Consider the following 12791-nt stretch of genomic DNA (forward strand, 5'->3'; position numbering starts at 1 on the left):
TCGATTATCTTCTCGTAAGCGCAGCGCACGGAACCGAACTCCCGTCGGCGCCGCGGTCCGGCAGAATCGCTGTGGTCGATCCGACGAACCGGGAACTTCCGTACCCGCTAAGTGTCTCCGCTTCCAACTCGCAGACATGCACTACCGGGAACTGGGCGACTCCGGGCTCGAGGTCAGCGAGATCGGCTTCGGCGCGTGGGTCGTCGGCACCGACTGGTGGGGCGACCGCTCGGAAGACGACGCCATCGAGATGGTCCAGTACGCCGTCGATCAGGACATCACGTACTTCGATACGGGTGACGTCTACGGCCACGGCCGGAGCGAGGAGTTGATCGGGCAGGCGCTCGCCGAGGTCCGCGACGAGGTCACCGTCGCGACCAAGGTCGGCTACGACTTCTACAACAACCCGCAGGCCGGCCACGGCGAACTGCCCAAGGAGACGGATCCGGAGTACCTCCGGGACGCCGTCGAGCGGAGCCTCGAACGCCTCGGGATGGACTCGATCGACGTCCTGCAGCTGCACAACGCCAACGTCGACGAGATCACGCCCGACGTGCTCGAACTGCTCGACGAACTCGAGGAGGAAGGGACCATCGGGGCGACGGGACTCGCGCTCGGCCCGTCGATCGGCTGGCTCGCGGAGGGCGACCTGGCGATCGAGGAGGAGTTCGACGCCGTCCAGCTCGTCTGGAACGTGCTCGAACAGGAGGTCGGCAACCACTTCCTCGAGACGATCGAGGAGACCGGCTCGCGGACGAGCCTGATCCCCCGCGTTCCCCACTCCTCGGGCGTGCTGAACGAACAGGTCACGCCCGAGACCGAACTCGGCGAGGGCGACCACCGCGGCTTCCGCCCCGACGAGTGGTACGAGACCGGCTGGGAGAAACTCGAGGAGCTGCGGTTCCTCGAACGGGGGGACGAGCGAACGATGGGCCAGGCCACGCTCGCGTGGCTGCTCTCCCACGACTCGGTCGCGACCGTGACGCCGACGTTCCGCACCGCGGACGATATCGACGAGTGGGCCGCCGCGAGCGACGTGCCAAAACTCTCCGAAGGGGAGTTCGACCGCGTCGCCGAACTGTACGCGAACGACTTCGACATCGATCGCGACGACGGGATGGACTCGCTGCGCTCGTCGGTCGACGGCGAGGACATCGAGTCCGCCGGGCTGGACAAACTCGCGGCCGACTGAGGGCGGCGAGCGCGACATCGAACGATTCTCGTTCTACTCGTGTCTCGAACATCCGCTCATGGCGGAAGACACAGCAGCAGTACGACGGAGTACCGATCACCCAGTCATATATACCGGGCCTGATTAGCCACGGATGCACCGAAAGGTGTCGTGAGGGGTGTTGTCTTTGGATGCCACCTCCCCTCATGCGACCGCTTCCGGAACGGAAGCGAGTACCTGTTTCCGACCGAGATATAAAGCGATACTGCCACCAGCGGCAAGGAGGGACGTTTCGCTGCGTGCTACGGGCGGCGTCGTCACGAGGAACTGCTCACTCGCAGAAACGTGTCCGCGAGGACAACCGTCGACTCCGCGCTGCGCTCGTCACTTCGAGAGCGCGCGTTCGACGGCCTCGGCGACCACCGTGGCCTTCTCGGCCAGCGGCGGCGAGACGAGTCCGTCGGCCACAGCCGCCTCGAGTTCCTCCCGATCGACGATTTCGACCGTCCCGTCGGGCGTCCGGATCACGTCGACGTAGAGGTCGACGTACCGGATTTCGTCGGGGAACAGCTCGAGCGGCGTACAGACGTTGACGTACGTCCCCTTCGCCGACCCGTCGGCGTCCTTGTACGTCGTCGGGTACCACCAGCGACCCTCGCGGAACTTCGTGACCGCAACGTCGCCCGATTCCTTCGGGACGCCGAGTGCGTCGTAGGTACCGCCGCCGCGCATCGAGCGCTCGAGCGTGATCGTTCCCTCGGGATCCCACTCGATCACGTCGCCGTAGCCGAGCGAGACGAGGCGGCCGTCTGGTTTGCCGTGGCCGATCTCGAGGCGGTCGCCCTCGAGCGGGCCGAACTGCCGGGAAACGGCATCGAACGGGAACTCCCCGCCGAAGCCGTTGCCGGCCGATCCGCAGACCGCCTCCGCGAAGTCGACCGCGGCGCTCGCGGCCCGGTCGGCGGCCTTGGTCCGGTGGTGGCCCGGCATCGTCCACTCGACCTCCCGGCGGCGGTCGTCCAGCGCGGACCGCGACTCGCGGCCGAACCAGAGCCAGACGGTTCGTTCGGGCGCCGCCAGTCGCCCCGGCTGGTCCGGTTCGTCGGGCGCGTCGCCGAGCGCGTCCTCGAGTTCGCGGACCCGGTCGACGGCGTCCTCGAGTGCGGTTCTCATCGCCTCGAGGCCCGCGTCGGCCGCCGACCGGTGCCAGCGCAGCCCCCAGCCGTCGGGAATCTCGACCGAGAGGAGATCGGTCATGCCGACGAGTTCGTCCCCCCGCTCGTCGCGAACGTCCGCCGAGACGCCGTTGCGATCCCGCGAGAGCGTACAGAGCCCGCCCGCGGCCTCGAGCGTCGGCGCGACGCGCGGATCGTCGTCGTCCCACGGCGGCGTCGGCTCGCGAACCTGGACGCGGTAGCGATTGCCGCTGTCGACGTAGTCGTCGACGTCGTCGGAGTCGAGGTAGCCGCGGCGATCCTCGCCGAGGTCGACGACGGCGCCACCGCCGCCGTCGGCATCGAGCACTTCGGCGTCGAACACCGCGCCGCGCGAGACGGCGGCCTCCCAGCGGAAGGCGTCGATGGCGAGCGACTCGAGTTCCGAGGCGACGTCGTCGACCGCCTCGGGATCGCCCGAAACCTCGACTCCCTGCCGGTCGCGGGTCGTCTCTATCGAAACGTCCGCCGGCGCGGTCGCGAACGACGCGTCGAACCGCTCGCGGATCGGGGCCGAGGCCTGAACGATCTCGAGGCCGTCGTCGTTCAGCAACTGCGTCACCGCCGTCGTGTAGATACCGCGCACTCGAGCGGTCGTCATCGCCGCACCTCCGCCTGGCTGTGACTGCTGAATCTGGATCCGAACACGGCGATCACCGGAGGGTCTCGCGGTCGGGAGCGAACCGCACCCGGTCGTTGATCGTCGGGCCGAGCGTCAGTTCGACCGATCCGTCCGGAAGAACGCGCCCGTCCTCGACGTAAACGCCCCAGGTGTCGAACCGGAGCCAGCCGCGCATCTCGTCGGCGTGGGTCGTCACGTCGAGGTAGTCGACGGCGTGTTCGGGATACTCGGCGCTCGAGTGGGCCATCTCCATGTCCGAGTAGACCGTCTCGTGGTCGTCGAAAAACTGCTCGAGCGTCGCCGCGTCTTCCTCGACGGCCTCGACGACCGCCTCCGAGGCGGCGCGAAGGCCGTCGGTCTCGAGGCCGACTTCGCGAAGCGCCTGCTGCGTACGCTGGTCGAAGTGCATACGCACGCGTTCGCACGGAACCCCTTTGTGGATTCCGAGTCCCGTTCGCCGACTCCTCGTCAGTCGTCGGCGGCGAGACGTGCCTCGGTCGCCGATGCCGCCGCCGACCGCTCCTCGACGGATCGGTCGGGTGCGCTCGTGGACTCCGATTCCGCCTCGTTCGTCCGCTCCTCCGTCTCGTCCGACGGACTCGGCGGGGCTGTGTAGTGGATGCCGCGGCTTGCGCTGTACATAGTGACCTGTTCTCACGAGTCAGTGGGCATAAGCACACTCCTAATACGGGTCATGATACTCGATATCATACTAGGATGAGGCGGTACCGAACTATTACCGGACGGGATCCCGTAGAGACCGCCATGAAGCGAAGGCGCGACCCGGTCGAGCGGGCGAACGACGAGTCGACCGATCTCTACGACGTTTCGACGTGGGAGCCGCGCACGGCGGTCGATCGCCTCTCGGTCGCGACGTACAACGGGATTACCTACGGGCTGCGGGCGATCGTCGTCGTCGTCGCGCTGGCGATCACGCTCACGCTGCTCGTCCAGCCCGGGTTGCTGGTACTCGAGGATCCGTGGTTCGGCGTCTTCTTCGGCCTGTCGGTCGTGCCGGCGGCCCTGCTCGCGGGGTTCATCTGGTACTCCGACGTCACGACGAACGAGCCGCTACGGTTGCTGGTGGCGACGTTCGTGCTCGCGATCCTCTTCGCGACGTTCGCGGCCGTCGTCAACTCGGTCGCGAGACCGCGGTTTCAGCTGCTCGGTGCGATCGGGACGATCCTCTACTTCTACCTGATCGTCGGCCCCGTCGAGGAGACGGTGAAACTCCTCGCGGTTCGCGTCTTCGCCTACCGGAGCGACACCTTCGACGCCGTCATCGACGGGGCCGTCTACGGCGCCATCGCCGGACTCGGCTTCGCCGCGATCGAGAACACCATCTACATCACCGGCGTAGTCGCGGAAGCGCAGGTCGGAACGCTCACTGCCGCGACGGACATCGCGACTCAGCGAGCGCTCGTCGGTCCCGGCCACGTCATCTATTCGGCGATCGCGGGCTACTACCTGGGTCTGGCGAAGTTCAACCGACAGCACGCCGGCCCGCTCGTCGTCAAGGGGCTGCTGATCGCCGCGTTCGTCCACGGCACGTACAACGTCACCGTCGGAATCGTTCCCGGCATCGTCGCGTCGATGTATCCCGTCGGACCCGGCGTCGCGTTCGTGGGTTACGTAATCGTCTTCGACCTCGTCGTCGGCTACTACCTCTACCGGAAGATCGCCCGCTACCGACGAACGTACCGAGACGTTCGAGACGACACCGGCGAGTCACCGACGTCGGAACTGACCGAGTTCGATCCGCCGCAACGCTCGCGTTAACTCGACCCTACTCGAAGCGCTCCTCGAGCAGCCGTTCGACGTACTTCGCGAGGACGTCGACCTCGAGGTGGACCGGATCCCCGGGCTCCTTTTCCGAGAGACTCGTCAGATTGTACGTCGTCGGGATGATCGCGACGGTGACTCGGCCACCTTCGGCGGTTTCACCGTCTTCTCGCGGGCTGGGAGACGGCGTCGACGTCGTCTCACGGGCTTCGCCCGTTCGACTGCTCGCGGAGCTGCGCTCCGCGCTACCTCCGTTCCGTTGCGTCTTCGACGCAACGCCCTCGAGGTCGGCGACGGTGAGGCTGATCCCGTCGAGTGTGATCGATCCTTTCTCGACGACGTAGCGTTCGTAGCCGGGAGGGAGTTCGAACTCGAAGAACCAGTCCTCTTCGACCGATTCGATGTTCGAAACGGTCGCCACCGCGTCGACGTGTCCCTGCACGACGTGGCCGTCGAACCGGCCGTCGGCGGGCATCGCCCGCTCCAAGTTGACCGTCTCGCCCCCCTCGAGTTCGCCGAGGTAGCTCCGGTCGACCGTCTCCGTCGCGAGGAAGACCTCGAACCACTCCCCTTCCTCGTAGCGCTCGACCGTGAGACAGACGCCGCTGACGCTGATACTCTGGCCGTGCTCGAGTCCCGTCGCGACCTCGTCGGCGCCGATCCGGAGGCGAAGTCCGTCCTCGGTCCGCGCTCGAGACTCGATCACACCCGTCTCCTCGACGATTCCCGTGAACATACGTTGAGGTGCGAGCCGACGAATAAAACCGTTCCGGAAGCCTGAAGCGTTCCAGTTCTGTGATGGTGTGCGGTGGCGTCAGTCGCCGCGCTTTTGGCGGCGCTCACCGTATCCGACTGCGATGGCCGGGATCATCGATACGATAAAGCTAGCGGGCATCCTCGTGCTCGCGCTCCCCGCCGCGCTCGCCGGAGTCGAGTTCCTGCTGGTTCGCGGCGAGACAGTGATCGGCGGAACCCTCATCCTGCTGGCGATCGGGCTCGTCGTCATCCAGCGGCGGCTCACTCTCCCGTCGGACATCCCTACCGTGCTCGCGAAACGGGTCGCCGGGACGGTGACGAAAGACGGAGACGGCGACTCCGAGGAGCAGTAACTGCGCTCGAGACCGCGATCGACGAACTGTGACGCTGCTATCGTCCGAGCAACGAACCGTTCTGTAGCGGATTCGAGAACGGGCACACCCCTCGTTTTCAGTGAAAGGGCTCGAGCGTGCGGTGCCGAAATCGCCAAACGAGAGGTACCTATATAAAGGATCTCTCCGAGAAAACTATCCGTTGAGAGCGTCCAGTACAGCACTCGCATCCTCTCTTCCACACTACTATATTACCTATACCATAAATAATATAATAACGCGTTCAGGAGGATTCGATCCGGAGTCGAAACGGAGGTCGCACTTTCGACGCCTTTCACTGAAAACGAGGGGTGGGTGTGCCGAGTCCTTTCAGCACACAAACTCGAAATTGGCCACTCTATCCCCGAATATCTCCTCTTTCACTGAAAATCAGGTTCGGTGGTTTTATTGGTACTCTCTGGAAACTCGTTGTCGATGGGTAATGATCCGATTCCGACACCCTCTCTCGAGGATCTGCAGGACGATCCGATGGCGGACGGGACAACGTCGATCTTCCGTCGGCGCGAGCTTCTTCGCCCGCAGCACGTTCCTCAGAAGGACCGGATCGTCGGCCGCGACCGCGAGATAGAGACCGTCGAGGCGCTCCTCAAGCCGGCGGCCTTCGGTGACCCGCCGGAGAGCGGTTTCCTGTTCGGGAAGACCGGCACAGGAAAATCGCTCGTCGCCAAACACGTCACGGGCCGCGCTCGAGGAATCGCACAGATGCACGGAACCGATCTGACGGCCGCGTACGTCGACTGCGATCAGTACAACACGGAGACGCGAGCGGCACGAAAGCTAGCCTTCGAAGTCCGCGATGCGATCGATCCCGATCGCTACATTCCGAAAGACGGCGTCGGTGCGAGTCGGTACTACGACGCGCTCTGGGACGGCGACGGTCTTCTGCACGAATCGGATTCCCTGACCGTCATTCTTGATGAAATCGACAAACTCGGTGACGACACTGCGGAGATCCTCTCGAAGCTCTCACGGTCCGAAGAGGCGGGGAAGACCGGCTGTTACATCTCGGTCGTCGCGATCAGCAACAAGACGGACTACACTGACGCGCCGGACGAGCGGGTCGCCTCGAGTTTCCAGGATGATCCGATCATCTTCCCGCCGTACGACGCGAACCAGTTACAGGCGATTCTCGAGCGCCGGAAAGACGCGTACAAGGACGGCGTCCTCGAGGAGGGCGTGATCGAACTGGCGTCCGCACTCGCCGCCCGCGACCACGGCGACGCGCGCCGAGCGCTCGACATCCTTCGATCCGCGGGCAAACTCGCAGAGAAGGACGGCAGCGATCGAGTGTCCGAGGATCACGTTCGAGACGCCGACGAGTACAGCGACCTCAACCGCTCCATCCAGGTCATCAAGAACGGCACTCCCCACTCGCGGTACGCGCTGTACGCGCTGGCATACCTGACGAAATCGATGCTCAAGGATTCGTTCTCAACCGGCGAACTCTACGACACGTACTCTATCGTCGCCGAAGTTGCTGCCGGCGAATCGCTGACACACCAGCGAGTGCTCGATCTGATGAAGAAGTGGACGCTTCCCGAGATCACCGAGAGTCGACACACGGGCGGCGGCAAGGGTCAGGGAAGCTACCGAACCCATCGATTACTGCACGACCCGGACGTCGTGATGAGCGCCTGCCTCGAGTCCGCCAGCGAACAACGCACCGTACTGGACGCGCTCTCCGACTCGTCGGTCTGACGCTGCTTTTCATTGAAAACGAGGGGTGGATTGGTCCCGCTTCACTGAAAACGAGGGGTGCCTCGAGAGAACGCTTTCACTGAAAACGAGGGGTGTCAACCAGTAGCGGACCACACGAAACTGACGTTCGAAGGTCGTGTGAGCCGCGTCCACAGTTCACTATTGCAGATCGAAACTGGACGTCGAACCAACTATCGTGACTCGAGCGACTACACCGCCGGAACGGGCGGTAACTTCGCGGCCTTGACCCAGAACTCCTCGACTGACCGAGCGAGCGAGACGAACTCGTCCTGGCTGTCGGGCTTGGTGAGATAGGCGTTCGCGCACAGGTCGTAGCTCTCGCTGATATCCGTCTCGTCGTCCGAACTCGTGAGTACGATCACCGGAAGCATTGTCAGCGCCGGATCGTCCCGAATCTCCTCGAGCACCTCGAATCCGTTCGTTCGGGGGACGTTCAGATCGAGCAACAGCAGATCTGGGAAGGGAGTAGCGTCGGCATCTTTTTTATCTGATAAAAACTCCAGCGCCTCGGTGCCGTCGGCGACGGAATGGAGCCGAATTTCGTCGGACACCACCTCGAACGCCTCCTCAACGAGTCGGACGTCCCCGGGGTTATCCTCGACGAGAAGAACGTCGATTGGTTTGGACGGGGTCGTAGTTCTCATACGTATGCTTACCCGGACGTTGCAATAAGAACGGTTACTATACACGTTGGATATGGCTGTATCTGCGACCCTGCGATATACACGGAGTTCGAATACGTTCCCGGAAGAACGTACGGTCTGACCGAAAGAGGTCGCCGAACGAGTTTCTCACTCGAGCGTGTTCGACGGATCGAGCGACCGGGACGGCGCCTCCGGCCAATTGACCCCGTCGGGACCGATTTCGAGGAGATCCGCCACGTGAACGCGGCCGTCGTCGAGTCGAACGCCGGCGTCGAGACGCACTACGGTCCCGGAAGTAACCTCGTGGCTCCCTCGAGACGGTCGTTCGTGAGGTTCGAGACCGACGCCGGCGACGCGCGTCTCGATGCCGTCGTCGTCGTCGAACCCGAACGCCCTGACTTCGGCCTCGAGGTCGGCTTCGACGGCGGTGACCGACTGCGGGTCGGCCGTAAGCAGGGCCGCCGCGGAGCGAAGCGCGCGGGTAACGCCGATGTGGGCGCGTCGCTCCCGCCCCCCGTCGCCGTCGACGACGAAGGTGCGAACGAGTCCGCCGTGGTACCCTCCCGGTTCTCGAGGTGCGACCTCGAGGACGATCGAGTCGTCGGGTCGGATCGCGTCCGCTGTGGCGGTCGAAACGGCAGTGTTGCCGGCCGGAAGCGCGCCGGCCGAGACGACGGCTTCGTCGACCGCCGTCCGCAGGCGAGAGTCCGTCAGCCTCTCGCCGTCGACCGTCAGCCGCCCGTCGACGACCGTCGCATTCGTGAGCATCGACGCCGCCCGCCGAACTCCCGCACTCGCAGCCGCCTGCGCGGTCTCGATCCGCTCGCGCTCGGAATCCGTCTTCGTCGCTCGAGTCCGGGCGACGACGTCCGACGAAGCGAGGGAAAACTCGGCTTTCTCGAGGTAGAGTGCGGCGTCGTGGGGAATTCGCGCCGGCGTCAGCAGCGTCCCCGCGAGGCCGCCGTCGGTCAGCCGCTCGGCCAGCGCGTCGGCCGGATGCGTCGAGACCGCGTCCGCCGAGCAGACGTGCCACTCGCGGCCGTCGAACGCGATCGCGAGATAATCCGAGTCGAGCGCCGGCCGGCAGTAGTGGATCGTCGGGTCGCGAACCGCGCCGGCGTGGACGAACGCCGTCGCACTGCGACGCTCGAGGACGCCAGCCAGCGCGTCCTCGAGGTGATGCGTACCGCCGCCAGTCACGGCGCTTCGGCTTCGATCTCGTCGGCTTCGGGTTCGGGAGCCTGGGCCTGCTCGAGCAGTTCCTCGAGGGTCATATCGGTCAGGCGGTTGTTGAGCAGGACGTCGATCGGCAGCGTCGGCGCGCCGTCGACGAGGTTCTCGAGGACGAAGAGCTGTTCGCGGGCCCGGGACATGCCGACGTAGAAGACGCGGCGTTCGTTGTCCGTGAGCACGGGAACGGGCGAGGTCGTCTTGGTGAACTCCTCACAGCCGGGGACGTCCTCGGGGTCGTCGACGGTCGCGACCATCTGTTCGACGACCTTCTCGGTGAGGTCGGTCCCGATGAAGACGTGGTCGGCCTCGCGACCCTTCGCGGAGTGGATAGTGCCGACGCGGACCCGATCGGTGGCCATCCCCTGGTACTCGCCGATGCCGAAGTACGAACGGATGCTCTTCTTCTGGAAGTTGGTGACCTTCCGGACCATGTCGGCCGCCGAGGCGGGATCGGGCATGAAGGGGGCGTGGTCCTCGATGACGTCGCCGGGGATCATGAGCTCCTCGAGGTCCTCGATACCGGTCTCCTCCTGTCGCTCGTCGATGGTATCGAAGAGGTCGTCGCGCTCGTTGGTGCCGAACGCCGACTCCTGGAGCATGTCCGCGAGTCGACGGGCCTGGAGCCCGTCGACGTCGTCGCCGCGGTCGATCGCCTCGACGGCGCGGACGTACTGGGTGAGCCGGTCGGTCCACATCCGCTGGTCGGTCAGCGACCGGAACGGCACGCCCTCGGTGATGAACTCGTCGATGAACTGGAACATCTGGTAGCGCGCGCGGAACAGCACCATGATCGTTCCGTCGCCCTCGACGAGCGCGCGCCGGACCATCCGAACGACGTCGAGCATCGACGCGTTCGCACGGGCGTCGACCGAGCCGCCCTCTTTGCGGGGCTTCAAGTCCTTGTCCTGGCGCTGGTCGATGTGGCGGATCTCACGGTTGACCGCGTTGAGAACGTTCGAGGGGAGTCGGTAGGAGTTGGGGAGGATGACGTCCTCGTCGACCTCCTCCTCGAGCAGGAGCGCGGGGTCGGCGCCCTGCCAGGAGTAGACGACCTGGTCGTCGTCGCCGGCGATCAGGACCTGCTCCATGTGCGGTTTCCACTCCTCGTAGACGTCGTACTGTAGCGTGGTGATGTCCTGGAACTCGTCGATCACCAGGTAGTCGACGCTCGGCAGCAGGGAGCGCTGTTTGACGCGCTCGAGCATGTCGGCGAAGCCGATCTTTCCCTGCTCGCCCTTGTAGCTGCGCCAGGCGCGGATCGCCTCGGGAACGTCGATCCGGTCGTCGTCGGAGGGCCAGGTCGGCGTGTACTTGTTGCCCTCCTGTGCGTTCGGATCGATTTCGGGTGGGAGTCGTACCTCCTCCTGGTCCCACTGGAAGGGAACGTCGTACCAGTCCGTGACCTCGCGTCGGGTTCGCTGGAGCCACTGGCTCGTGGCGATGACCTTGTTCCCGATCGTCGTCGAGCGAGCGGTCCGCCGACCGGCACCGCTGTACTCGTCTTCGTACTCGATGCCGTACTCGTCGCAGAACTCTTCCTTGTCGGACTCGCCGATAACGTCGCTTCGAGAGAGATCGAGCAACTCGTAGGCCTTGGCGTGCATCGTACAGACGTTGCCCTGCAGCGCACGCGGACTCTCGTCGAGTCGCTCGGCCAGTCGTTCGCGAACTTCCTGTGCAGCCGCCCGTGTGTACGAGACGACGAGAATGTCCCGGAACGTGACCCCCTCTTGCTCGAGGATCTCTTCGACGTGATCGAGGAGGGCGGTCGTCTTCCCGCTCCCCGGACCACCGAACAGCCGGGTGACCTTCGTCTCCGTAGTAGCCATTGTAGCTGTTCAAGAGCGCAATACCCATAAGTGACGTGGGTTACGGTCAAAAAATCGCGTTCCGGATCGGTGACCAACGTGAACCGATCGGGACTCTCTCGAGTCCGACTCGTTCCGGACGTCCGTGGCAGTTCGGACGGTTACGGCGACGGTTCCCATCCACAGACGGTACAGGAGCTGGCGGACTGCTCGTGAAGTCCGCCGCAGTCCGGACACTGCTTCTTGTTATACTCCTCTTCCCACCCGATTCGTTCTACCGTGTGACCGCGGTCTGCGAGGAATTCGTCGAAGACATCGTCACCGGCACCATTGGGTGAGGTTGCCATAGCTATGTCAATGCACACCACGCTATTAAAACACCCGATTCACACAGAGATCTGCCGGATCTTTGCGGAGACCGGCAGCCTGTATCGGGTTCCAGCGGGTAATCCGGTACGCGAGTCGATCGACCCGCGAACTTTTCTCGCTCTCGCCCCAACGGTCGACCATGAGCGAGCTGCGCCTCGACGCGACTCAACTGGATCGCTACTCGAGACACGTAATCATGGACGAGATCGGGCCGGACGGACAGCAGCGCCTGCTCGACGGAAGCGTCCTCGTCGTCGGCGCGGGCGGACTGGGCTCGCCGGCGATCCAGTACCTCGCGGCCGCGGGCATCGGACGGCTGGGGATCGTCGACGACGACGTCGTCGAGCGCTCGAACCTGCAGCGCCAGATCGTCCACGGCGACGACGACGTCGGCCGCCCGAAGGTCGACAGCGCGGCCGACTACGTCCGTGCGCTGAACCCCGACGTCGAGGTCGAGCCCCACGAGACTCGCATCACCGCGGACAACGTCGGCGAACTGGTGAGCGACTACGGCGTCGTTCTCGACGCCAGCGACAACTTCGGAACCCGGTACCTGCTCAACGACCACTGCGTTCTCACCGGGACGCCGCTGTCCCACGGCGCGATCTACCGCTTCGAGGGGCAGGTCACGACGTTCACGAACGAGCGCGGCGAGGCCGAGACCGGGTCGGAGGACGGCGACTCGCCGCCGTGTTACCGCTGCATCTTCCCCGAGGCGCCCGAGCCCGGCACCGTTCCCGACTGCGCCACGACCGGCGTGCTGGGCGTCCTCCCCGGAGCCGTCGGCTGCATCCAGGCCACCGAGGTCGTCAAGTACCTGCTCGAGAAGGGCGACCTGCTCGAGGGACGCCTCCTGATGTACGACGCGATGGGCATGACCTTCGAGACGGTCGACGTGCTCGCGAACCCCGAGTGTCCGGTCTGCGGGGACGATCCCGAGATCGAGTCGGTCGAGGACGTCGCCTACGAGGGGAACTGCGGAATTTCGGCGGACTGAACGGCTCGGTCGGTTGGCATCGGACAGCTTCGATCGCTAAACGATCGGACGCGATCAGCGGTGTTTCGACGTTCCGTTTCGGAG

At 64.8% G+C, this 12791-nt stretch carries 13 protein-coding genes; 5 read left to right on the plus strand and 8 right to left on the minus strand.

Annotation, left to right across the window (positions count from 1 at the left end; translation table 11 throughout):
• Positions 1-136: 136 nt before the first annotated feature.
• Entirely contained in the window at positions 137-1192 is a 1056-nt protein-coding gene (locus NED97_RS17150; RefSeq protein ID WP_252488234.1) for an aldo/keto reductase, read from the plus strand.
• A gap of 363 nt (positions 1193-1555) precedes the next feature.
• On the opposite strand, the gene NED97_RS17155 is transcribed toward NED97_RS17150, so the two are convergent.
• From NED97_RS17155 to NED97_RS17165, 3 genes are read right to left on the minus strand one after another with little or no spacing between them, the layout of a single operon-like run.
• Positions 1556-2986, minus strand: coding sequence for a DUF402 domain-containing protein (locus tag NED97_RS17155; protein WP_252488235.1), 1431 nt, complete (start codon positions 2984-2986; stop codon positions 1556-1558).
• Between the two features lie 52 nt (positions 2987-3038).
• A complete protein-coding gene (locus tag NED97_RS17160; protein WP_252488236.1) occupies positions 3039-3416 on the minus strand; it encodes a DUF7532 family protein in 378 nt (125 codons plus the stop codon).
• Between the two features lie 59 nt (positions 3417-3475).
• Complete coding sequence (locus NED97_RS17165; RefSeq protein WP_252488237.1) at positions 3476-3649, minus strand: hypothetical protein; 174 nt, start codon at positions 3647-3649, stop codon at positions 3476-3478.
• Positions 3650-3772: 123 nt separating this feature from the next.
• Between NED97_RS17165 and NED97_RS17170 the strand changes: the two genes are divergently transcribed.
• Positions 3773-4786 carry a PrsW family intramembrane metalloprotease gene (locus NED97_RS17170; RefSeq protein WP_252488238.1) on the plus strand — a complete coding sequence of 338 codons (1014 nt, stop codon included), beginning with the start codon at positions 3773-3775 and terminating at the stop codon, positions 4784-4786.
• A gap of 7 nt (positions 4787-4793) precedes the next feature.
• Here the strand turns inward: NED97_RS17170 and NED97_RS17175 are convergent, their stop codons facing one another.
• Entirely contained in the window at positions 4794-5525 is a 732-nt protein-coding gene (locus NED97_RS17175) for a riboflavin synthase (RefSeq protein WP_252488239.1), read from the minus strand.
• Positions 5526-5646: 121 nt separating this feature from the next.
• Here NED97_RS17175 and NED97_RS17180 point away from each other — a divergent pair, with 121 nt between their 5' ends.
• The gene (locus NED97_RS17180) at positions 5647-5898 is read left to right on the plus strand and encodes a DUF7533 family protein (protein ID WP_252488240.1); all 252 of its coding nucleotides are present in this window, start codon (positions 5647-5649) and stop codon (positions 5896-5898) included.
• 453 nt (positions 5899-6351) lie between these two features.
• The gene (locus NED97_RS17185) at positions 6352-7635 is read left to right on the plus strand and encodes a Cdc6/Cdc18 family protein (protein WP_252488241.1); all 1284 of its coding nucleotides are present in this window, start codon (positions 6352-6354) and stop codon (positions 7633-7635) included.
• Between the two features lie 209 nt (positions 7636-7844).
• Here the strand turns inward: NED97_RS17185 and NED97_RS17190 are convergent, their stop codons facing one another.
• The 4 genes from NED97_RS17190 to NED97_RS17205 all read right to left on the minus strand — a co-directional run bounded on the left by NED97_RS17190 (position 7845) and on the right by NED97_RS17205 (position 11688).
• Positions 7845-8300, minus strand: coding sequence for a response regulator (locus NED97_RS17190; RefSeq protein ID WP_252488242.1), 456 nt, complete (start codon positions 8298-8300; stop codon positions 7845-7847).
• 147 nt (positions 8301-8447) lie between these two features.
• On the minus strand, positions 8448-9500 hold the full coding sequence (locus tag NED97_RS17195) for a M24 family metallopeptidase (protein ID WP_252488243.1): 1053 nt from the start codon (positions 9498-9500) through the stop codon (positions 8448-8450).
• Positions 9497-11362: a UvrD-helicase domain-containing protein gene (locus tag NED97_RS17200; protein WP_252488244.1), complete on the minus strand. Its 1866-nt coding sequence runs from the start codon at positions 11360-11362 to the stop codon at positions 9497-9499. Before NED97_RS17200 ends, NED97_RS17195 begins: the two co-directional genes overlap by 4 nt.
• A 140-nt stretch (positions 11363-11502) precedes the next feature.
• Entirely contained in the window at positions 11503-11688 is a 186-nt protein-coding gene (locus NED97_RS17205; RefSeq protein ID WP_252488245.1) for an HVO_0416 family zinc finger protein, read from the minus strand.
• 161 nt (positions 11689-11849) lie between these two features.
• On the opposite strand from NED97_RS17205, the gene ubaA reads away from it, so the two are divergent.
• Positions 11850-12707, plus strand: a complete 858-nt coding sequence (ubaA, locus tag NED97_RS17210) for an SAMP-activating enzyme E1 (protein WP_252488246.1) — start codon at positions 11850-11852, stop codon at positions 12705-12707.
• Positions 12708-12791 lie beyond the last annotated feature (84 nt).

Origin of the sequence: Natronococcus sp. CG52 (genome assembly GCF_023913515.1) — an archaeon.
In the GTDB taxonomy this organism is placed as follows: Archaea; Halobacteriota; Halobacteria; order Halobacteriales; family Natrialbaceae; genus Natronococcus; species Natronococcus zhouii.

Coding starts and splice junctions, on each gene's coding strand:
- ubaA (WP_252488246.1), top strand. CDS start 11,850: ATGAGCGAGCTGCGCCTCGACGCGACTCAACTGGATCGCTACTCGAGA.
- NED97_RS17190 (WP_252488242.1), bottom strand. CDS start 8,300: ATGAGAACTACGACCCCGTCCAAACCAATCGACGTTCTTCTCGTCGAG.
- NED97_RS17185 (WP_252488241.1), top strand. CDS start 6,352: ATGGGTAATGATCCGATTCCGACACCCTCTCTCGAGGATCTGCAGGAC.
- NED97_RS17205 (WP_252488245.1), bottom strand. CDS start 11,688: ATGGCAACCTCACCCAATGGTGCCGGTGACGATGTCTTCGACGAATTC.
- NED97_RS17200 (WP_252488244.1), bottom strand. CDS start 11,362: ATGGCTACTACGGAGACGAAGGTCACCCGGCTGTTCGGTGGTCCGGGG.
- NED97_RS17160 (WP_252488236.1), bottom strand. CDS start 3,416: ATGCACTTCGACCAGCGTACGCAGCAGGCGCTTCGCGAAGTCGGCCTC.
- NED97_RS17150 (WP_252488234.1), top strand. CDS start 137: ATGCACTACCGGGAACTGGGCGACTCCGGGCTCGAGGTCAGCGAGATC.
- NED97_RS17170 (WP_252488238.1), top strand. CDS start 3,773: ATGAAGCGAAGGCGCGACCCGGTCGAGCGGGCGAACGACGAGTCGACC.
- NED97_RS17165 (WP_252488237.1), bottom strand. CDS start 3,649: ATGTACAGCGCAAGCCGCGGCATCCACTACACAGCCCCGCCGAGTCCG.
- NED97_RS17155 (WP_252488235.1), bottom strand. CDS start 2,986: ATGACGACCGCTCGAGTGCGCGGTATCTACACGACGGCGGTGACGCAG.
- NED97_RS17175 (WP_252488239.1), bottom strand. CDS start 5,525: ATGTTCACGGGAATCGTCGAGGAGACGGGTGTGATCGAGTCTCGAGCG.
- NED97_RS17180 (WP_252488240.1), top strand. CDS start 5,647: ATGGCCGGGATCATCGATACGATAAAGCTAGCGGGCATCCTCGTGCTC.